The organism is Klebsiella sp. PCX (assembly GCF_021869705.1).
GTDB lineage: Bacteria > Pseudomonadota > Gammaproteobacteria > Enterobacterales > Enterobacteriaceae > Klebsiella > Klebsiella quasipneumoniae.
Genome location: NZ_CP091527.1, coordinates 4,175,487 through 4,193,299, shown reverse-complemented (window position 1 = coordinate 4,193,299; position 17,813 = coordinate 4,175,487). Strand labels below are relative to the sequence as shown.

General features: G+C 60.5%; 21 protein-coding genes. 2 read left to right on the top strand and 19 right to left on the bottom strand.

Features of this window, described 5'->3' with window-relative positions; genetic code table 11:
• Positions 1-39: 39 nt before the first annotated feature.
• Complete coding sequence (locus GQR96_RS19930) at positions 40-360, bottom strand: hypothetical protein (protein WP_017899229.1); 321 nt, start codon at positions 358-360, stop codon at positions 40-42.
• A gap of 229 nt (positions 361-589) precedes the next feature.
• Positions 590-1,921 (bottom strand): amino-acid N-acetyltransferase, encoded by a 1,332-nt coding sequence (gene argA, locus GQR96_RS19925; protein WP_004149616.1) that lies wholly within the window; start codon positions 1,919-1,921, stop codon positions 590-592.
• Between the two features lie 227 nt (positions 1,922-2,148).
• Between argA and amiC the strand changes: the two genes are divergently transcribed.
• Both amiC and cobD read left to right on the top strand, forming a co-directional pair.
• On the top strand, positions 2,149-3,402 hold the full coding sequence (gene amiC, locus GQR96_RS19920) for an N-acetylmuramoyl-L-alanine amidase AmiC (RefSeq protein ID WP_017899228.1): 1,254 nt from the start codon (positions 2,149-2,151) through the stop codon (positions 3,400-3,402).
• A gap of 17 nt (positions 3,403-3,419) precedes the next feature.
• Entirely contained in the window at positions 3,420-4,496 is a 1,077-nt protein-coding gene (cobD, locus tag GQR96_RS19915; protein WP_017899227.1) for a threonine-phosphate decarboxylase CobD, read from the top strand.
• Between the two features lie 3 nt (positions 4,497-4,499).
• Here the strand turns inward: cobD and GQR96_RS19910 are convergent, their stop codons facing one another.
• The 17 genes from GQR96_RS19910 to pduE all read right to left on the bottom strand — a co-directional run bounded on the left by GQR96_RS19910 (position 4,500) and on the right by pduE (position 17,801).
• Positions 4,500-5,366, bottom strand: a complete 867-nt coding sequence (locus tag GQR96_RS19910; RefSeq protein WP_141691344.1) for an L-threonine kinase — start codon at positions 5,364-5,366, stop codon at positions 4,500-4,502.
• A 92-nt stretch (positions 5,367-5,458) separates the two neighbouring features.
• On the bottom strand, positions 5,459-6,673 hold the full coding sequence (locus GQR96_RS19905) for an acetate/propionate family kinase (protein WP_032431262.1): 1,215 nt from the start codon (positions 6,671-6,673) through the stop codon (positions 5,459-5,461).
• Positions 6,673-7,113 carry a propanediol utilization protein PduV gene (gene pduV, locus GQR96_RS19900; protein ID WP_017899224.1) on the bottom strand — a complete coding sequence of 147 codons (441 nt, stop codon included), beginning with the start codon at positions 7,111-7,113 and terminating at the stop codon, positions 6,673-6,675. The genes GQR96_RS19905 and pduV overlap by 1 nt, the downstream gene beginning before the upstream one ends.
• A gap of 4 nt (positions 7,114-7,117) precedes the next feature.
• Positions 7,118-7,468: a propanediol utilization microcompartment protein PduU gene (gene pduU, locus GQR96_RS19895; RefSeq protein ID WP_004205469.1), complete on the bottom strand. Its 351-nt coding sequence runs from the start codon at positions 7,466-7,468 to the stop codon at positions 7,118-7,120.
• Positions 7,468-8,022, bottom strand: coding sequence for a propanediol utilization microcompartment protein PduT (pduT, locus tag GQR96_RS19890; RefSeq protein ID WP_004205470.1), 555 nt, complete (start codon positions 8,020-8,022; stop codon positions 7,468-7,470). Before pduT ends, pduU begins: the two co-directional genes overlap by 1 nt.
• Before the next feature lie 2 nt (positions 8,023-8,024).
• Positions 8,025-9,380 carry a cobalamin reductase PduS gene (pduS, locus tag GQR96_RS19885; RefSeq protein WP_065802640.1) on the bottom strand — a complete coding sequence of 452 codons (1,356 nt, stop codon included), beginning with the start codon at positions 9,378-9,380 and terminating at the stop codon, positions 8,025-8,027.
• Positions 9,377-10,489 carry a 1-propanol dehydrogenase PduQ gene (gene pduQ / locus GQR96_RS19880; protein WP_032456568.1) on the bottom strand — a complete coding sequence of 371 codons (1,113 nt, stop codon included), beginning with the start codon at positions 10,487-10,489 and terminating at the stop codon, positions 9,377-9,379. Before pduQ ends, pduS begins: the two co-directional genes overlap by 4 nt.
• An 11-nt stretch (positions 10,490-10,500) precedes the next feature.
• Positions 10,501-11,895, bottom strand: a complete 1,395-nt coding sequence (pduP, locus tag GQR96_RS19875; RefSeq protein ID WP_032456567.1) for a CoA-acylating propionaldehyde dehydrogenase PduP — start codon at positions 11,893-11,895, stop codon at positions 10,501-10,503.
• A complete protein-coding gene (gene pduO, locus GQR96_RS19870) occupies positions 11,892-12,902 on the bottom strand; it encodes a two-domain cob(I)yrinic acid a,c-diamide adenosyltransferase PduO (RefSeq protein WP_065905347.1) in 1,011 nt (336 codons plus the stop codon). The genes pduP and pduO overlap by 4 nt, the downstream gene beginning before the upstream one ends.
• 9 nt (positions 12,903-12,911) lie before the next feature.
• A complete protein-coding gene (pduN, locus tag GQR96_RS19865; protein ID WP_000549823.1) occupies positions 12,912-13,187 on the bottom strand; it encodes a propanediol utilization microcompartment protein PduN in 276 nt (91 codons plus the stop codon).
• Between the two features lie 3 nt (positions 13,188-13,190).
• A complete protein-coding gene (gene pduM, locus GQR96_RS19860) occupies positions 13,191-13,682 on the bottom strand; it encodes a microcompartment protein PduM (RefSeq protein WP_065905345.1) in 492 nt (163 codons plus the stop codon).
• On the bottom strand, positions 13,679-14,311 hold the full coding sequence (locus GQR96_RS19855; protein WP_065905344.1) for a phosphate propanoyltransferase: 633 nt from the start codon (positions 14,309-14,311) through the stop codon (positions 13,679-13,681). The genes pduM and GQR96_RS19855 overlap by 4 nt, the downstream gene beginning before the upstream one ends.
• Positions 14,311-14,793 (bottom strand): BMC domain-containing protein, encoded by a 483-nt coding sequence (locus GQR96_RS19850; protein WP_100098422.1) that lies wholly within the window; start codon positions 14,791-14,793, stop codon positions 14,311-14,313. Before GQR96_RS19850 ends, GQR96_RS19855 begins: the two co-directional genes overlap by 1 nt.
• Before the next feature lie 3 nt (positions 14,794-14,796).
• Complete coding sequence (pduJ, locus tag GQR96_RS19845) at positions 14,797-15,072, bottom strand: propanediol utilization microcompartment protein PduJ (protein WP_001057755.1); 276 nt, start codon at positions 15,070-15,072, stop codon at positions 14,797-14,799.
• A gap of 19 nt (positions 15,073-15,091) precedes the next feature.
• The gene (pduH, locus tag GQR96_RS19840) at positions 15,092-15,442 is read right to left on the bottom strand and encodes a propanediol dehydratase reactivase beta subunit PduH (RefSeq protein WP_023319057.1); all 351 of its coding nucleotides are present in this window, start codon (positions 15,440-15,442) and stop codon (positions 15,092-15,094) included.
• Complete coding sequence (gene pduG / locus GQR96_RS19835) at positions 15,432-17,264, bottom strand: propanediol dehydratase reactivase alpha subunit PduG (protein WP_065905343.1); 1,833 nt, start codon at positions 17,262-17,264, stop codon at positions 15,432-15,434. The genes pduH and pduG overlap by 11 nt, the downstream gene beginning before the upstream one ends.
• Before the next feature lie 15 nt (positions 17,265-17,279).
• Entirely contained in the window at positions 17,280-17,801 is a 522-nt protein-coding gene (gene pduE, locus GQR96_RS19830) for a propanediol dehydratase small subunit PduE (protein WP_004205482.1), read from the bottom strand.
• Positions 17,802-17,813 lie beyond the last annotated feature (12 nt).

Sequence of the window (17,813 nt, the reverse complement as noted above, 5' to 3'; positions counted from 1 at the left end):
TGGAAAATGCTGCAGCCGTTGCCCGGGCTGGCGGAAAAATCAGTAACTGAAGAACAGAGGGATAAGCCAGAGCGCCGAGATCGAGTTCATGGCGAAAAAGCGGACTGCTGCGCCGCCGGCCAGCGGTGGGGTGGAACAGCGGGCACAAAAAATCACCAGCGAGGAGATGAGAAGATTCATGCCGGACGTCAGGGCCAGCAGAAATAATATCGCCACGGCGGCGCCAAGCGCGGCATAGCCATTCTGATGATGGCGCTGGTTGTCCCAGAGCAACAAAATCAACAGCAACCACGGATAGAGGGCGACCGCGGCGGTAATGAGGTTGATATGTCTGACCAGCCAGTTCGGTTGGGTTTCCATTCGTTAAGCGATCCTTGCAGGGCGGGTGGTGGCCGTGGCGCCAGTCGATATCCTGTCGACAGCCAGTAGCATATCGGTGAGCCAGCGAGAAAGATATGGTCTGCGCGGAAACCAGGAATTTAGCCCGCGTGCCGCACGTCAGATCGGCGCGAAGAGGGGGATACCGGCCTCGGGGATAACGCGATGAGCGTCGCGCTATCCCGGGCCGTTAGAAAGGGGGGAGAAGGAGCTAAGCGAGGTCGGCCATCAGCACCTTCGACCGGCGCTGATAGTTATACATTTGCTTTTTACTCTCCGGCAGCAGGTCGATATCCACCGGCGTGAAGCCGCGCTCCTGGAACCAGTGGATGCTGCGGGTGGTTAACACGAACAGCTTGCTCAGGCCCATCTGTCTGGCCTGGGCGGCAATACGCTCCAGCAGCACCTCTCCCCGCGACGAGCTCCGGTAATCCGGATGCACCGCCACGCAGGCCATTTCGCCGATCTTCTCTTCCGGGAAAGGATAGAGGGCGGCGCAGGCGATGGTGGTGTTATCGCGCTGAATAATGGTGAACTTGTCGATCTCCATCTCCAGCTGTTCGCGGGAGCGGCGCACCAGGATGCCCTGCTGCTCCAGCGGGCTTATCAGCTCAAGAATACCGCCGATATCGTTGATGGTCGCCCGACGGATCTGCTCCGCGCTCTCCATGACGATCTGGGTGCCGATGCCGTCGCGTGAGAACAGCTCCTGCAGCAGCGCGCCATTTTCCTGATAGCTGATCAGGTGGCAGCGCCGCACGCCGCTGCGGCAGGCCTTCACCGCCCCGCGCAGGAAGCGCACGGTGCCAGAGTTATAATCTTCGTCCGCTTCCAGCTCTTCGACGCGGGCCTGCGCTTCATTGGGGAACAGTTCAGAGACAATTTCCCCGGCCTGGTTGTAAACCCCTTGCGACGAACAGAAGCCGATCATTTTCTCCGCCTTCAGCTTGATGGCCAGCTGGGTGGCGATCTCCTCCGAAGTCAGGTTAAAGCTCTCGCCGGTGACCGATACTGCGACCGGCCCCATCAGGACTATGGCGCCGCTGTCGAGCTGGCGATGAATCGCCTCTTCGTCAATACGGCGAATGCGCCCGCTGTGGCAATAATCGACGCCGTCATCGACGCCCAGCGGCTGGGCGATGATAAAGTTGCCGCTGACGACATTGATATGGGCCCCCTGCAGCGGGGTGTTGTTGAGGCTCATCGACAGGCGGGCGGTGATCTCCAGCTGCAGCATCCCCGCCGCCTGCTTAACCAGCTCCAGCGTTTTGGCGTCAGTCACTCGCGTCTGCTTGTGATAGACCGGCTCGTGGTGGTGCTCGGCGAGATTAGCGTCAATCTGCGGGCGGGCGCCATAGACCACCACCAGGCGAATGCCCAGGCTATGCAGTAGTCCTATGTCATTGACAATATTTGAGAAATTTTCATGCTCAATGGCTTCGCCGCCCAGCATGATGACAAACGTTTTTCCCCGATGGGCATTTATATAGGGAACAGAATGGCGGAATCCTTCTACCAGTTCAGTGCGACGTTCCTTCACCATGACAAACCCTCAATGCATGATTATTCGTAATTATTGTATTTTTATTCTGTTTTGCCGTTAAACGCAAGCCCCAATTTGAGGCTAAGCCACGAAAAACATGTGACCCGGCGCAGGGTGTCAATGAATGTTTACCCTTTTATAGATGACAGGTTATATGCCTTTCGTTAAAGTTTCTGGTCAATCTGTTTGTTTTGGGTATAAATGCGTTTTTATTGCTTGGGAGTGGCATGTCGGGAAACAACTCTGGATTAAGCCGTCGCCGTCTGCTGCAGGGCGCGGGCGCCATGTGGTTAATGAGCGTGAGCCCCGTTGGGCTGGCCGCCGCCGCGCGGGTGGTCGCTGTTCGCGTCTGGCCAGCATCGACCTACACGCGCGTCACGGTGGAATCGAATCATGTGCTGAAATACCGGCAGTTTGCCCTCAGTAATCCGGAACGGGTGGTGGTGGATCTGGAAGGGGTTAATCTCAACTCGGTGCTGAAAGGCATGGGGGGGCAGATCCGCGATGACGATCCCTTTATTAAGTCCGCCCGCGTGGGCCAGTTTGATCCGCAAACCGTGCGCATGGTCTTCGAGCTCAAGCAGAACGTTAAGCCGCAGCTGTTTGCCCTCGCGCCGGTAGCTGGCTTTAAAGAGCGTCTGGTGATGGATCTCTACCCCGCCAACGCCACCGATGTTCAGGATCCGCTACTGGCGCTGCTTGAGGATTACAACAAAGGCGATCTGGAGCGACAGGTGCCGCCGGCGCAAAGCGGGCCGCAGCCGGGCAAAGCCGGGCGCGACCGGCCGATTGTCATTATGCTCGATCCCGGCCACGGTGGCGAAGACTCTGGCGCTGTGGGCAAGTATCGCACCCGCGAGAAAGACGTGGTGCTGCAAATTGCCCGCCGCCTGCGGGCGCTGATCGACAAAGAAGGCAATATGAAGGCCTATATGACCCGCAACGAAGACGTGTTTATCCCGTTGAAGGTGCGTGTCGCCAAGGCGCAGAAGCAGCGCGCCGACCTGTTCGTTTCGATTCACGCCGACGCCTTTACCAGCCGCCAGCCCAGCGGCTCCTCGGTGTTTGCGCTCTCCACCAAGGGGGCCACCAGTACCGCGGCAAAATATCTCGCCCAGACGCAGAACGCCTCGGATCTGATCGGTGGGGTCAGCAAGAGCGGCGATCGCTATGTCGACCACACCATGTTCGATATGGTGCAGTCCCTCACCATCGCTGACAGCCTCAAATTTGGTAAGGCAGTGCTGGAGAAAATGGGCAATATCAATAACCTGCACAAGAACCGGGTAGAGCAGGCGGGCTTTGCGGTGCTGAAGGCGCCGGATATCCCCTCCATTCTGGTGGAGACGGCGTTTATCAGTAACGTGGAAGAGGAGCGGAAGCTGAAAACGGCCAAATTCCAGCAGCAGGTGGCCGAGTCGATCCTCGCCGGGATTAAAGCCTACTTCGCCGACGGTGCGACGCTGGCCCGCCGCGGATAACCACACAGGAAAGGGACATGGCCTTACTGAAAAGCGCCCATGGCGGCAATATCCGCGAGGCCGCCGCCCTGCTGGGCATTGCGCCCGGCGAACTGCTGGACTTTAGCGCCAACATCAATCCGCTGGGAATGCCCGCCTCGCTCAGGCAGGCGATCGTCGACAATCCCGGCTGCGCCGAGCGCTACCCTGACGTTGAGTATCAACAGCTGCATCAGGCGCTGGCGGCCCACCATCGGCTGCCGGCGGCGCATATCCTCGCCGGCAACGGCGAAACTGAATCGATCTTCACCCTTGTCCAGGGCCTTAAGCCGCGGCGGGCGATGATCGTCATTCCCGGATTCGCAGAGTACCGGCGCGCGCTGCAGACTGTGGACTGCGAGGTGGTGGAGTATGCCCTGCAGGAGCGCGATGGCTGGCAGCTGACCGACGGGATCCTCAATGCTCTCACGCCGGCGCTGGATTGCCTGTTTCTATGCACCCCGAACAACCCCACTGGTCTGCTGCCGGAGCGTGGCCTGCTGGAAGCCATTGCGCAACGCTGTCGGGCGCTAAATATCAGCCTGATCCTCGATGAAGCCTTCCTCGACTTTATTCCCGATCAGCCGGGGTTTATTCCCCTGTTGGCGCAGTATCCGCACGTCTGGGTTCTGCGCTCGCTGACTAAATTTTATGCTATTCCGGGGCTGCGTCTAGGCTACCTGCTCAACGCTGACGCCCGGGCGGTGGCCCGGCTGCGCGAGCGACAAATGCCATGGTCCATCAATGCCTATGCCGCTCTGGCCGGGGAGATCATTCTTCAGGACCGGGCGTATCAGCGGGCCACCTGGCAGTGGCTGCAGGAGGAGGGAGCGCGTTTCTACGCGCAGCTTCAGGAGATGGCCGGGCTGACCGTGTGGCCCGGGCGCGCCAACTACCTGTTCTTGCGCTGTGACAGACCCGATCTTGACCTGCAATACGCCCTGCTGCGCCAGCACGTGTTGATCCGCAGCTGCGCCAACTACCCGGGGCTGGATAGCCGCTATTTCCGGGTGGCGATCCGCAGCGCCGGCGAAAACGACCAGCTGCTGGCGGCGCTGCGCCGGGCGCTGGCCTGAGCCCTACTGCAGGGTGACGCCCCCCGGCACCATCGCCAGCAGATGCTGTTGCGGCCAGTGGGCGGCGATGCCGCGCTCTGCCAGCCGCCATTGCAAAAAATCCACGTCATGACGACGGCGGTCCAGCAGCAGGCCGACGACGCTGCCGCTGTGCGCCACGTTGAGGCCATACAATCCTGCGCTTTCCACCAGCTCCAGCAGCGCGTCAAACCTCGGCTTGGGCAACAGCCGCTGGCTGGCGATGGCGCTAATAGTGGCCGCTTCGCCCAGCAGCTGCGGGCTGCCATGCTGGCAGGCCTGCTGCACTTTCTCCCACGCCAGCTGCAGCCGGGAGGCGTTAGCCAGCAGACCCGCCTCGCGCTGCAGCTGATGGTAGTCGGTGGTACGCAGCGTCAGCGGGCTCTCCAGCACTAACAGGTCGAGCGCCGGTGGCGCAGGGCAGGCGATTTGGGTAGCGGCGGTATTATGATCGAACAGCGTCAGTTGGTGGAACAGGGTGCTGTCGGTGGGCTCCAGCGCGACGCACAGGCGCGCCAGCGTCGGCTCATCCAGCGCGTGGCCCAGATGATGGGCGGTGGCCACCGCGGTGGCGGCGATATCGGCGGTGCTGCTGGCCATCCCTTTGGCTACCGGGATCGTCGAGTGCAGGGTGATGCGGATCTGCTGACTCAGCGCCGCCGGGTAGCCCCAGTGGGCCAGCAGTTGGTCGACCATCGCCCGCGACAGCGGCCGCTCATCGTTGCGCGGTTTGCCGGTCTCGACCTCGACGGTGCTGTACCAGTCCACCGGGCAGGAGACCAGCTTCTCGCTGCCGAGGATCCAGCCCTGGATAAGTTCTCCGCATGAGGCGGGACATTGTGCAACGGCCACGTTTTCACCTTTCCGCTTACCTTCGCCAGGGCGCATAGTGGCACGGCGACCCGCCGGTTACCATGATTCTCCGCAAAGGGGAGAGGCGTCGTTTAGGCTGGTACCGCCAGCTCGCGCGCCTGCGGCAGCGCCAGGCGCATCACATCGCGGGCGATCATCAGCTCTTCATTAGTTTTGATCACCGCCACTTTGACCATCGCATTTTCGGCCTGAATAAAGGTGGCGTTGTGCTGGTTTTTCTCTTCATCGACCGAGAGCCCGAGGAAATTCAGGTTATGGCAGATGGCGCTCCTGGCTCGGGCGGAGTTTTCGCCGATGCCGCCGGTAAAGATCAGCGCGTCCAGGCCGCCCATCTGCATAATATAGCTGCCGATAGTGGCGCGAATGCGCTCAGCAAACAGCGAGAGCGCCAGGGCTGCCTGACGATTACCGCTGTCCGCCGCCTGCTCGACATCGCGATAATCGTGCGAGACGCCGGAAACCCCCAGCAGGCCGGACTCGTTATTCAGCAGCTGATTCAGCTGCTCCGGCGTTTTACCCTCATGCAGCGCCAGCCACGGTAGAATCGACGGATCGATATCGCCGCTGCGGGTGCCCATCATCACCCCAGACTGCGGCGTAAAGCCCATTGAAGTGTTAACCGAACGCCCGCCTTTGATTGCGCAAACGCTGCTGCCGTTGCCGAGATGACAGCACACTACGCGCAGAGCGCTCAATGGTACGCCCAGCTTTTCCGCCAGCGTCGCGCTGACGTACTTATGGCTGGTGCCGTGGAAGCCGTAACGGCGAATGCCCAGCTCGCTGTAGTAGCGCCACGGCAGCGGATAGATAAAGGCGCGCTCATCCAGCGTCTGGTGAAAAGCGGTATCAAATACCGCCACCGACGGCGCGTCGGGCAGCAGCTGGCGGAACACTTTGATGCCTAAGGCATTTACCGGGTTATGCAGCGGGGCCAGCTCTGCCAGGCGCTCGATTTCCGCTAAGGTGTCATCGGTCACCGGCGTTGAATCCTTAAAGCGCTCCCCGCCGTGCGCCACGCGGTGGCCGACGCCATCGATATCCTGCAAGCTCTGGATAATCCGATGGTTGAGGAGCTTTTCAAGCAGCAGGGTGACGGCTTCACGGTGATCGGCGATCGGCGCCGTCTCCTGCCATTTCTGCTCCGGCGTTTTGAGAGTCACCTGGGCGTTTGCCATGCCGATACGTTCGATTAATCCCTGGCAGAGCATGTCGCCCTGCGGCATCTCCAGCAGCTGGAATTTTAACGATGAACTGCCGGCGTTAATGGCCATGATTTTGTAAGACATCATAAAGGTTCCTTCGAATTCAGAAAATTCAGCACGGCATCAAGACCCAGGTTATTCAGCGCGCTGGTGATAAAAATTTGCCGGGCGCCAGCCTGCCTGAGCCACTCGCCGATCAGCGATATCCGCTGCGGGTCGGCGAGGTCAGCTTTGGTGACCAGGCCAATCGTCGGACGGTTCATCGGGACGGTAAAACCCGGAGAAAACGGCGACCACTGGGCGTCGGCATTCAGCACCAGCGCGATAACGTCGGCCTCGCAGGCGCTGGTCAGCAGGGCGCTATAAAGGCAGCGGTTCTCCAGATATTCGCCCGGCGTGTCGATGGCCATCGGCGACCATTCAATCGCCTGAGTTTTCTTGTAATGGAGCGCTTCGCCGCGCAGACCCTGGGTAAGCGAGGTTTTCCCGCACTGGCTGGGGCCGATAAGCATCAGACGTTTCATTGCGCTACGTCCGGGTGATCGTGCAGGTAGTGAACTGCATCATTTCGCCCAGGGTGCGCGTCACCTGCTTGAGGGCATACTCGACGGCGGAAACGTCGCCGGTCAGCACCACGGCGCCGGTAAAGCGGTCAAGAAAACCAATCTCTACCGCGCCGGATTTGGTGGCGATATCGCAGGCGATAATCGACGCCTCGCTGGGCGTAATGGTGAGGATGCCAATGGCGGATACCGCATCCTGCAGGCCCAGCTTCTTAAAGAGATCTTTCCCTGGATTGGCAATCAGGTGCGCGAGGGTCACCTGTTTTCCGGGAACATATTCCTGAATCATGCGATCCGTTGTTGGCTGCCTTTCCATCATCCCTCCACCATCTGTCGCCACATCGCTTCATGCGGGCGCGGGATCACCGAGCGGTAAACCAGCAGCCCTTTTTCGCCCGCGCTTTCGCTGGCAACCGTCACCGCGTTGTTGACATCAGAAACGTCGCCCGCCACCACCATGTAGCATTTACCGCCGATGCCGAAGGCCATATGCACCCGCACCAGGGTGACGTTTGAGCCTTTTACCGCCCGGTCAGCGGCGCTGATGCAGGCCGCCACGCTCCAGGTTTCGACGATACCTACCGCCTGGCGCTTATCGACGATATTCAGGCCGCTGATGGCCGGAAGGACGCTGGGATGAATATTCGCCAGCACCAGGCTGTCGACGAGCATTTCGCCGGCCTGCGAAGTGCCGGTTTCAATGGCCTGCTGGACAGCGCCGATATCGCCGCCGAGCATCAGCAAAAACTTCCCCGGACAGATGGTCTTACTGACCAGCAGATTGACGTTGGCGCTTTTCAGCATCGCATCGCCGAGTTCCATCCCTTTGGCAATGCTGGTGAGTTCTAAAATTCCTATAGCCTGAGACATGGTTAACCTCTTACCACCGTGATGGCCTGTTCGCTGATGGTCGTAACAACGCCATCAATGCTGGCGTGAACCGGCGCGCCTAATGCACCTGCCGGAATATCGGCAACGCATTGTCCGCGCGTTACGCGCTCCCCAACCGCAACGTTGGGCACCGCGCCGGCGCCGATATGCTGGCGCAGCTGCAAAGTCACTTTTTCTACTGATGGTTGGTCTTCAACCAGCGGCGCCTCCTGGTACCAGGGGCTTAATCCCAGTTTGGCGATCAATCGCTTCACCGGTACGAGGCGGTATTTCGCCATTTCGTCGGCAGGATACAGCGGCCCTTCATAGCGCTGGTTTTGCGCGCGCAGCTCGCGTTTCAGCATGCGGTTGATGCGCATCGGCGAAATGCCGACCGGGCAGGCCACGCTTTCGCAGACGTTGCACTCCGAGCAGGTGAGGGCGCTAAGCAGCAGCTGCGGCGTAGCGGCCTGATGAAAGTTCACTGCCCGCACCAGCAGGTGCGGAGAGAGTTCGTGGCCGATCAGATGCCGTGGGCAGAGATCGGTACACAGCCGGCACTGCTCGCAGACGGTGCGAGCCACGGAAAGCACCGTGCGTTCGTCCTGCATTCTCCGCTGAATAAGCGGATGGCTTTTCGGCAGCACCAGCAGGCCGCCGGTGGTTTTGGTCACCGGGTTATCGAGAGAGGTGATCAGGCCGCCCATCATCGGACCGCCGTTAATAAAACCGGGGTCATCGACCGTCGCGCCGCCCGCCAGCGCCAGTACTTCGCGCAGCGGCATGCCGATGGGGACCGTGACGGTCAGCGGTCGGGCGACCGCGCCGTTAACGGTCAGCGTGCGGCGGGTCACCGCAAACTGCTGCTCAACCGCACGGGCAATATTGAGGACCGTTTGCACGTTATTGACCACCACGCCGACGCTGGCCGGCAGCGCGGCGGGCGCGACCCGGCGACCGGTTGCCAGCCAGATGGTCAGCACTTCATCGCCCGCGGGATAGACATCCGGCAGAATATGCAGACGGATACCGGCAGGCAGCAGCGGGGTAAGGGCGTCGATAGCCCGGCGGTATTTTTCTTTCAGGGCAATGACCCCTTCGCGCGCGCCGGTTGCCGTCATCGCGTACTGCACGCCGCGCACAAGGCGCGCAGCCTGCTGCCACATCAGCTGTTGGTCGACCTTGAGCATCGGTTCGCACTCGGCGGCGTTGACCAGAAAAATCTCTACCTGCGCCTGTAGCTTAACGTGGGCGGGAAACCCCGCGCCGCCCGCGCCGACGACGCCTGCTGCGCGCACGCGCTCGCGGATTTCATCGGCGCTATGGGAGATTTCAACGCTGTTGATGGCGGCGCTCATAGCAGTTCCTCCAGCAGTTCCCTGATTTCTTCAGCGCAGGCTGGACGCGGGTTGGTGCGTAAGGTAACGTCCGCCAGCGCGGCCTGCACCATCGCCGGAATACGCGCGGAAAACTCAGAGCGTCCTTCTTTCAGCGCGATCGCCAGTGACGGCAGCGCGCAGCGTTGCTTGAGTCGTTCGATCTGCTGAATCAGCGCATTGATCGCTGTGACGTCGTTGGCCTCTGCCGGGCAAAAGCCGCAGGCTTTAGCCAGCCGCGCATAGCGTTTGCCAGCGCGGGGAACAGCGGCGTTAAAGCGGATAACCGTGGTTAACAGCAGCGCGTTAGCCAGGCCATGCGGCAGATGAAACTGCCCGCCAAGCTGGTGGGCAATAGCGTGATTAAGCCCCAGTCCCGCCTGGCTGAAGGCCATCCCGGCGAGGGTTGAGGCGTTATGCATTTTCCCGCGCGTCGCCACGCAGTCACCTTTTTCCACCGCCGTGGGCAGATACTGGAACACCAGTTTGGCGGCTTTTTCCGCCAGCGCGTCGGTAAAGTCGCTGGCGTGCGGCGAAACCCACGCCTCCAGCGCATGGGTCAGCACGTCCATGCCGGTGTTGGCCGTAATCTGCGGCGGCACGCTGACCACCAGCTCCGGGTCAAGGATCGCCATATCCGGATACAGCGCATTGTTGAACAGCGGGTACTTAATGCCTTTATCCGGGTCGCTAATCACGCAGGCGCTGGTCACTTCCGAGCCGGTGCCGCTGGTGGTTGGTATGGCCACGCAGGTTTCGATGTTGATGCCGCTCTGCTGGCTGAACCAGACGATAGCTTTCGCCGCGTCCATTGCCGAACCGCCGCCGAAGCCGATGACCACCTGCGGACGCAGGGCCTGCATTTGCGCAATCCCCTGCACCACGGTATGGATAGTAGGGTCCGGCGTTATCTCGCTAAAGACGCTAATGCGGTTATCTGCGGGCAACGCGTTACGCAGGGTATCCAGCAGCGGCGAACGCGCCAGAAAGCCATCGCAGATTATCCAGATGTGCTTATTGGTAAAGCGCTTGAGCACCGCCAGACTGCCCTGACCGCTGTACAACCGCGTTTGTAGTGAGAAAGTATTCATCGCGACCTCGGTTAGCGGATGGAAAAGCCGTTGGTCAGCACGCAGCGCCGGGAGCGGGCAAAGGTGCGCGCCGAGGTTGTCCCTTCACCGGTTGGCGTGGCAATGGTAAAGGTGGTAAAACCTTCGCCGCCGACGCCGATCCCGGCATAGGAGGGGCCGTTCTTGACGAATATCGAGGTTTGCAGGGTGCGGGCCGCAAGGTTCAGGCGCGACACGTTCTGCGAGTGCATAATGGCGGTATGATGCAGCCCCTCTTCAACCTTGAGGGCCAGGGCCAGCGCGCTATCGAAATCGCGGACTTTCACTACCGGCAGCATCGGCATCAGCTGTTCGCTGGTGACCCACGGGTCATCGGCGTTGACGATAGCAATCAGCAGACGCGGCGCTTTCGCCGGCACGGCGATCCCGGCAGCTTCCAGCATGGCCGACGGGCTTTTGCCGACCAGTTTTTTGTTTGCCTGGCCTTCAGGCAGGCAGGCGGCGCGGAGTTTGTCGGTATCGGCTGGACTGAGCAGCAGCGCGCCGAAGGTTTGCATTTGCTGCACCAGGCGTTCAGCCACGCTCTCCACCACAATCAGGCTCTTCTCGGCGATGCAGGGCAGGTTGTAATCGAACGAAGCGCCGTTGATGATATCTTCCGCCGCCTTCACCAAATCCGCCGTTTCATCAACGATACAGGGCGGGTTGCCCGCGCCAGCGCCAATCACTTTTTTACCGCTCTTCATGCCCATTGCCACAATACCCGGGCCGCCGGTGATAGCCAGCACCGCGATGCGCGGGTGGGCCATCATCTGCTGGGTGGCTTCAAACGTCGGTTCCGCTACGGTGACCACCAGATTGCGGATGCCGCAGCAGCGGAAAACAATCTCTTCAATCAGGCTGATGAGCTTGAGAGAGACCTTTTTCGCTCCCGGATGCGGGCTGAAGTAGACGCTGTTGCCCGCCGCCAGCATGCTGATGCTGTTGTTGATGATGGTTTCCGTCGGGTTGGTGCTCGGCGCGACCGAACCGATAACGCCAAACGGTGAGTATTCAAAGAGCACCATGCCGCCGTCGCCGGTCAACGCGGTGGTGGTGAGATCTTCCACGCCCGGCGTGTTGTCGAGCGCGGCCTTGTTTTTCAGGAATTTATCTTCTTTGTTGCCCATTCCCGTTTCATTGGCGCTCTCTTCCGCCAGGCTCGCCAGCAGCGGCGTCAGCTCCTGACGTATTGCGCTGATAATGGCGCTGCGGGTTTTTAGCGGGCACTGCTGATAACGTAAGAACGCCTGGTGCGCGGCGTCGATAGCCTCGCTGACGGAATGAAAAATCCCTTTGCCCTGAGGCTGGACCGGCGTTTGCGCTGGCGTGGTTAATTGCTCGCTAAGAATGGTGCGAATCAGGGTTTCGAGTTCAGAAGTATTCATTGATGTGTTCCCACGTTAATAGCCGCGATGGCGGTCTGTGCTATGTCCATGTCCTGCTCAACGCTGCCGCCGCTGATGCCAAGACCCCCAATTAATAAGCCGTCGCGCCACAGGGCGTAACCGCCGCCAAAGGTGACCACTTTTCCCTGTAAATGACTTTCCAGACCGTAAAGCGCCGCGCCCGGCTGAACGACATCGCTCAGCTCATGGGTCGCCGTTTTCATCGCCACCGCGGTCCAGGCCTTTTTCGGCGCCAGTTCGCTGCTGACCAGCAGGGCGTCCGGCATCCGCCAGGTCACGGTTTCCGTACCGTGCGCATCAACGATGCTGATAACTACCGGCACCTGCAGCAGCTGCGCGCGCTCAACCGCCGCGCGAGTGAGCTGGTGCAGATCGAGGAATGAAAGGGCCACGGGCGTCGTTTCCTTGCTGTGGCTCGGCTGGCTGGCGGCCAGATAGCGCCTGCTAACCTCACGAATAATTTTGTTCTGGTGCGCATCGCTATCTTCCGCGCGGGCCAGAGCGTAAAGGCAGTCTGATAAGCGGTTGATGTAGCGCATCAGCACCTGGCGCACGTTAACTTCCGCCGCCAGCTCAACCAGACGGCGTTCGGCCCGGCGGGCCAGCGTGCGGGCAAAATGCAGGCGGCTCGCGGCTTCGCAGCGGCCGGGTAAAATAAAGCTATGCAGCGGTTCGACGCGGGCCATGGCCCGATCGATGGCGGCTTCCAGGGCGGAAATCTCTTCGCTGCTGATATAGCGCTGTTTCGGCGACGGCTGTTCGCTGTCACTGGCCAGTTCTGCGCTAAACCAAAATATTTGCTGCTGGATGGCCTCGAGTAAGGCGCGGTGTTTTTTATCCGCGGCGGCGCAGGCGCACAGGCTCAGCGCGGCGTTCAGTTCGTCCAGCGTGCCGTAGGCTTCAACCCGCGGGTGCGTTTTGCTCACCCGCTGGCCGGTAAAGAGTGAGGTGGTGCCAGCGTCGCCCGTTCGGGTATAAATCGCCATATTCGCTCCTTAACGTGAAAGCGTATCGACAATGCCGACAACGGCGAGGTCGATGGCCTCGTTTGGCCCGGAAAAAACGTGCCTGGCGCTGGAGCCGCCGCTAAGCAGAACCAGCTCGCCGATCCCTGCGCCGACGGAATCCACGGCGACTTCATCGCCGGAGGTGGGGGAGGCGGGGAGTTCGCCATCGGCGCTGACCCGCCGCACCAGCAGCAGCTTTTTGCCGATCAGGGAAGGCGATTTTTGCGTGGAGACAACCGCGCCCGTGACTCGTGCCAGATGCATGATTTACTCCTGCTTAATGAATTGAATATGCCGCGCCTGTGCCGCTTCGCGCGCCAGCGCGGTCACGATGCATTTGCGGTGGATAACCAGACGCCCCTGGCCCAGCTGCGCGACGTCGCGATAGCTCAGCACTGAACCTGCATGCAGGATCAGCGGCAGTCCGCGCTCGTCGGTGAATATCACCGGCAGGCGCGCCAGTTTTTTGAGCGGGATAACCGGCAGCAGCTGGCTGTGCAGGGTGAGCTGCACGCGGATGCCGAAAGCCAGCGCCTCGTGAATTTTCCGCGCCGCAGGATCGTCGGTTTCCGCCTCTGTCAGCTGGCCCAGCAGCGGCAGGTCAACGAGCAGGATGCGCAGCGAGGCGTACTGGCTGAACAGCGCTGGACAGTCGGCATCACGGAGCTGCGCAACGCTCAGCGTCGCCGTGCTATGGGCGCGACGCTGCAGCCTGGAGACGATTTCCTCCACAATGCGCTGCAAAACTGCGCCGTTCATCGCGGGCCTACCAGCCGGGCAAAGGCCTGCGGGTTATCTGCACCGGCGGCGTTGGCTTCATCGGTATCAATGTGCATTTCGAGGCGCATGTCCGGTGAAACGCGAACCGCCACGTTGTCGAAAATCAGCCCGCGCTCGTCGCCTTCAATGGCCACGGAGACCCTGTCGCCATGGGAAACCCGCAGGATAAGCGCATCGAGCGGCGACATATGGATATGCCGCTGCGCGACGATAACCCCTGTCGAGAGTTCTAGCTCGCCAAAAGGGCTGACCAGACGGATGCCCGGCGTCCCTTTCAGATCGCCGGACATTCTCAGCGGCGCCGCAACCCCCAGGGTTCTGGCATCGGTACGCGATATTTCCACCTGGCTTACCGAACGCAGTGGGCCGAGCAGGCGCACATTTTTAAGCTGCCCCTTCGGCCCTACCAGGGTTACGGTTTGCTCCGCAGCGTACTGTCCCGGCTGCAGCAGCGCTTTTTTCTCGCTGATGGGATGACCGGGAAACAGGCGTTCATAATCCGACGCCGACAGGTGGATATGACGATTTGAAACCCCCAGCGGAATGGGCCGCAGACGCATCTCGTCGAGGACTTTACTGACCGTTGATTCGAGAAGCTGTTTATCCATTACGCTTCACCTCGCTTGCCGGGATGAATGCAAAGCGAACGAGGCTCGCCCTTCTGGCGTGGACATTTTGGATCCAGGCACAGGTTGCAGCTCACCACGCCTTGTTGCTGGAGGGGCTCTTCTGCTGGCGCTTCAGAAACGACATTAGCCGTCTCTGACTCTTCAGGCTCAGGTTCCATGACGGAGGGTGGGGGAGCCTCTGCTGGCAGGATCCCTTCTCCGGGTCTGGCGATGACTTTATGAGCCACCAGACCGTTTCGCTGTTCGGCAAACTGTACACCGGTGGTGATGGCCGCCTGTACTGAGGCCACATCACCGGTAATTTTAATGACCATCCAGCCTGAACCATTGGTCTTTTCGAGGGCGACCAGCGTGATAGAAGCGGATTTCGCCATGATATCGGCGCAGCTAATAGCCAGTGCCAGACCACAAACTTCAAGTAATCCCAGTGATTGCTTCACGCGGTGCTCCTTATTCGCCAACAATCAGGCTGATTTCGGTAAAATGGCCTCAACGTCGCTGTGCGGACGCGGAATCACGTGGCAGGATTTCACTTCACCCACCACGCTTGCCGCCGCGCTGCCCGCATCCACCGCCGCTTTGACCGCGCCGACATCGCCGCGAACCATTACGGTCACCAGACCCGAGCCAATTTTTTCGTAGCCGACCAGCTGCACGTTGGCCGATTTCACCATGGCGTCGGCAGCTTCAATGGCGCCTACTAACCCTTTTGTTTCAACCAGTCCCAGTGCGTTATTCATACTGCAGTTCTCCTGTTGCTTAGCTATTCAGATCCCGGAAAGGGATCCCTTTGACCAGCCGTGCCGCGTTATTACCGGTATTGCGATGGGCCTGACTGTCCTGATGATGCATCAGCGTAAAAAGCGGCGCCGATGCGGGTAAATTCTTGTAGTGCACGACCAGCGTATGGCGATCGCAGGCGATGCCCACCAGCAGCGGCGAGCTGCGCGCCGCCTGCCAGGCGCTGTCCACGACATCCCCGGCCGGGTGATGCTGGAGCATGAAAGGAATGCCTTCCTCTTCAATGCCCAGCAGCACTTCGCGCCACAAGCCATCGCAGCCGTCGATGGCGGTAATGACGATGGCCGGGGCGGTGTGATTACTGTCCATGTGCAAACTCCTTATGCCAGGAGAGAATCAGCCCGGTAGCTACCGCGTTTCTGGGGCCTTCGCTGCCGCGAATATTTCCCCGCCCGGCCACCAGGCGGTAGTGCGCCAGCGCATCGGTGACCAGCTGCGGAACTTCGAAATCCAGCGACGAGCCACCGACCAGCACCACGAACGGAATATCGCGAATGTTGCCGGTCGGGCTGACCTGACGCAGCGCGCGCAGGGCGTTGGTGACAAAGACCCGCTCTTTGGCGCTGCGGCGAATGGCGCGCACTTTTTCCAGCGCTAAGTCGCCGGGAAGCGGCACCAGTTCGTCCGGTTTCACCACGCAGACGCGGGCGAATACGGCGGGGGGCAGCGGCGTGGAGAAGAACTGCACGCTGCCGTCCTCGTGGCGCAGATGGAACAGACTTTCGACTTTCGCCAGTGGATATTTTTTGATCTCTTCCGCCAGGTAGCGATCCTCCAGCCCCAGCTCGCGGGCAATGATCATGGTGACCATATCGCCAGCTCCGGCGAGGTGAGCGGCGATGATTTCGCCTTTGGGGTTGATGATGGAGGCATCGGTGGAGCCTGCGCCGAGGTCGAGGATCGCCAGCGGACGCGTGGTGCCGGGGGTGGTCAGCGCGCCGAGAATGGCGGCTTCGGCCTCTGCGCCGCCGATCTGCACGTCGATATTGAGCTTCTGCTTGATCTCGCGGGCAATCATCGCCATCTGCAAACGGTCAGATTTCACCATGGAGGCGATGCCCACGGCCTGCTCCAGCGAGAACTCCCCGGCAAGACCGCCGGTGACGCTCACCGGAACCGAGGTGTCAACGGCCAGCAGATCCTGAATAAAAATCTCGCTGCTGGGCTTGTTGGTCAGCTCGGCCATGGTCTGGCGCACGTGTTCCAGCATGCCGCCGATATTGGTCCCCGACTCGCCGGTGACGTTATCGAGTTTGCCGCAGCCGTCGACCGCTTTCATGATGGCTTCGGCTCCGGCGGCGACATCCACGCGCACGCTCCGGCCCTGGGCCAGCAGCTCAATGTTACCGGCGGGTATCGCGCGCGCTTTGACGTCACCGGATGGCGTTTTGACCACCACGGCGGAACGGTTGCCAATCAGCGCTCGCGCCATCGGGACGATGTTTTTCGTCTCCTCGGCGTTGAGGTGGAATACGGTGGCGATGCCGTAGGGGTTAGAGAGCGTTTCGATGACCTTCCCCGGGACGGCGACCTCAATTGCCGCCAGCATCCCCAGCGGAATGCGGTCGATGTACAGCACTTCGTCAACGATCGGCAGCGGTTTTTCCAGCCGGTTGCTGACCAGCACGCCATCGTCACGTTGCAAAATGACGCCGGTAATCTGATATCCGGCGCGCAGGGAAGCGTTAATCACGCTGGCGATATCGGCAAAGTCAAACGCCGACGACACCACCAGGATATAGGGCGCGTCCGCCGGGCGGGTTAACAGCTCCTGCGGCGTAATGGTGATGCCCACGCCAAGCCCCGCGCCGCCGGGCGTTTTCGGGTTATGGCCGATCATGGTTGATTCGGTGATGATGGTTTCGGTAATGGTTTCCATCGCCACATCGCCAATCACCGGCGTCGCTTCGTTAATGCGGATGAGCGAAATATCGCTGACACTGATCCCCGCGCGCTTTGCGACCAGCGCGAGGGCCTCCTGAATGCCGAACACGTTACGCAACGTGCCTTTGATCCCGGTGGTTTCCGCCAGCGCGCTGTGCGTAATCGTCAGCGCGCCAGCCTCATTCAGGGTCGCCAGGGCGACTTCCGTCGATGAGTTGCCGATATCAATGCCAGCTATATATCGCATCACATGCCCCTGTAATTAATCGTCGCCCTTGAGTTTTTTACGCTCGACGTACAGCGTTGCCGCTTCGCGAACGAAAGCGGCGCAGATCTTCGCCTGGTAGCGGCTTTCGAGATCGTCGGCGATCGTCAGCAGCTCCTCTTTCGTCGAGCGATAGGGGCGGAGGGCGTTGTAGATTTCAAGAATGCGATCGTCCGGTACCGCGGTCAGTTCGGCGGCGCGTTCGAAGTTCATCGCCAACCGGTCGCGGCCCGCGTCCCTGGCGATAGAAGCCTGTAAGCGCAGCGTTTCCGGGGTAATACGCATATCCTGAGCGGTGACTTTATTGCTCAGCACGTTTTCCAGCGTAAAGTCGTCCAGCGTTTTATTGGTGGCGGTTTTCACCCATTCCGGGTGCTTATTCGCCAGCGGGTAGTCGCTGACCTTTGCGCTACGGGGCGCGCCGCCAGCCGCCGGAGCCGCCGCTGGCGCCTCGCCCTGCAGGCTGTTCATACGGCTTAATACGTCGCGCACCATCGATTCAATTGCGTCGGTATTCATGGAGTTATCCTT

What these genes read in the sequence shown, in the direction of transcription:
- GQR96_RS19930 (WP_017899229.1), bottom strand. Translation starts at nt 360, where the DNA reads ATGGAAACCCAACCGAACTGGCTGGTCAGACATATCAACCTCATTACC.
- pduE (WP_004205482.1), bottom strand. Translation starts at nt 17,801, where the DNA reads ATGAATACCGACGCAATTGAATCGATGGTGCGCGACGTATTAAGCCGT.
- pduG (WP_065905343.1), bottom strand. Translation starts at nt 17,264, where the DNA reads ATGCGATATATAGCTGGCATTGATATCGGCAACTCATCGACGGAAGTC.
- GQR96_RS19855 (WP_065905344.1), bottom strand. Translation starts at nt 14,311, where the DNA reads ATGGATAAACAGCTTCTCGAATCAACGGTCAGTAAAGTCCTCGACGAG.
- pduH (WP_023319057.1), bottom strand. Translation starts at nt 15,442, where the DNA reads ATGGACAGTAATCACACCGCCCCGGCCATCGTCATTACCGCCATCGAC.
- pduV (WP_017899224.1), bottom strand. Translation starts at nt 7,113, where the DNA reads ATGAAACGTCTGATGCTTATCGGCCCCAGCCAGTGCGGGAAAACCTCG.
- pduS (WP_065802640.1), bottom strand. Translation starts at nt 9,380, where the DNA reads ATGAGCGCCGCCATCAACAGCGTTGAAATCTCCCATAGCGCCGATGAA.
- pduU (WP_004205469.1), bottom strand. Translation starts at nt 7,468, where the DNA reads ATGGAAAGGCAGCCAACAACGGATCGCATGATTCAGGAATATGTTCCC.
- pduJ (WP_001057755.1), bottom strand. Translation starts at nt 15,072, where the DNA reads ATGAATAACGCACTGGGACTGGTTGAAACAAAAGGGTTAGTAGGCGCC.
- amiC (WP_017899228.1), top strand. Translation starts at nt 2,149, where the DNA reads ATGTCGGGAAACAACTCTGGATTAAGCCGTCGCCGTCTGCTGCAGGGC.
- pduP (WP_032456567.1), bottom strand. Translation starts at nt 11,895, where the DNA reads ATGAATACTTCTGAACTCGAAACCCTGATTCGCACCATTCTTAGCGAG.
- pduO (WP_065905347.1), bottom strand. Translation starts at nt 12,902, where the DNA reads ATGGCGATTTATACCCGAACGGGCGACGCTGGCACCACCTCACTCTTT.
- pduT (WP_004205470.1), bottom strand. Translation starts at nt 8,022, where the DNA reads ATGTCTCAGGCTATAGGAATTTTAGAACTCACCAGCATTGCCAAAGGG.
- pduQ (WP_032456568.1), bottom strand. Translation starts at nt 10,489, where the DNA reads ATGAATACTTTCTCACTACAAACGCGGTTGTACAGCGGTCAGGGCAGT.
- pduN (WP_000549823.1), bottom strand. Translation starts at nt 13,187, where the DNA reads ATGCATCTGGCACGAGTCACGGGCGCGGTTGTCTCCACGCAAAAATCG.
- GQR96_RS19905 (WP_032431262.1), bottom strand. Translation starts at nt 6,673, where the DNA reads ATGTCTTACAAAATCATGGCCATTAACGCCGGCAGTTCATCGTTAAAA.
- argA (WP_004149616.1), bottom strand. Translation starts at nt 1,921, where the DNA reads ATGGTGAAGGAACGTCGCACTGAACTGGTAGAAGGATTCCGCCATTCT.
- pduM (WP_065905345.1), bottom strand. Translation starts at nt 13,682, where the DNA reads ATGAACGGCGCAGTTTTGCAGCGCATTGTGGAGGAAATCGTCTCCAGG.
- cobD (WP_017899227.1), top strand. Translation starts at nt 3,420, where the DNA reads ATGGCCTTACTGAAAAGCGCCCATGGCGGCAATATCCGCGAGGCCGCC.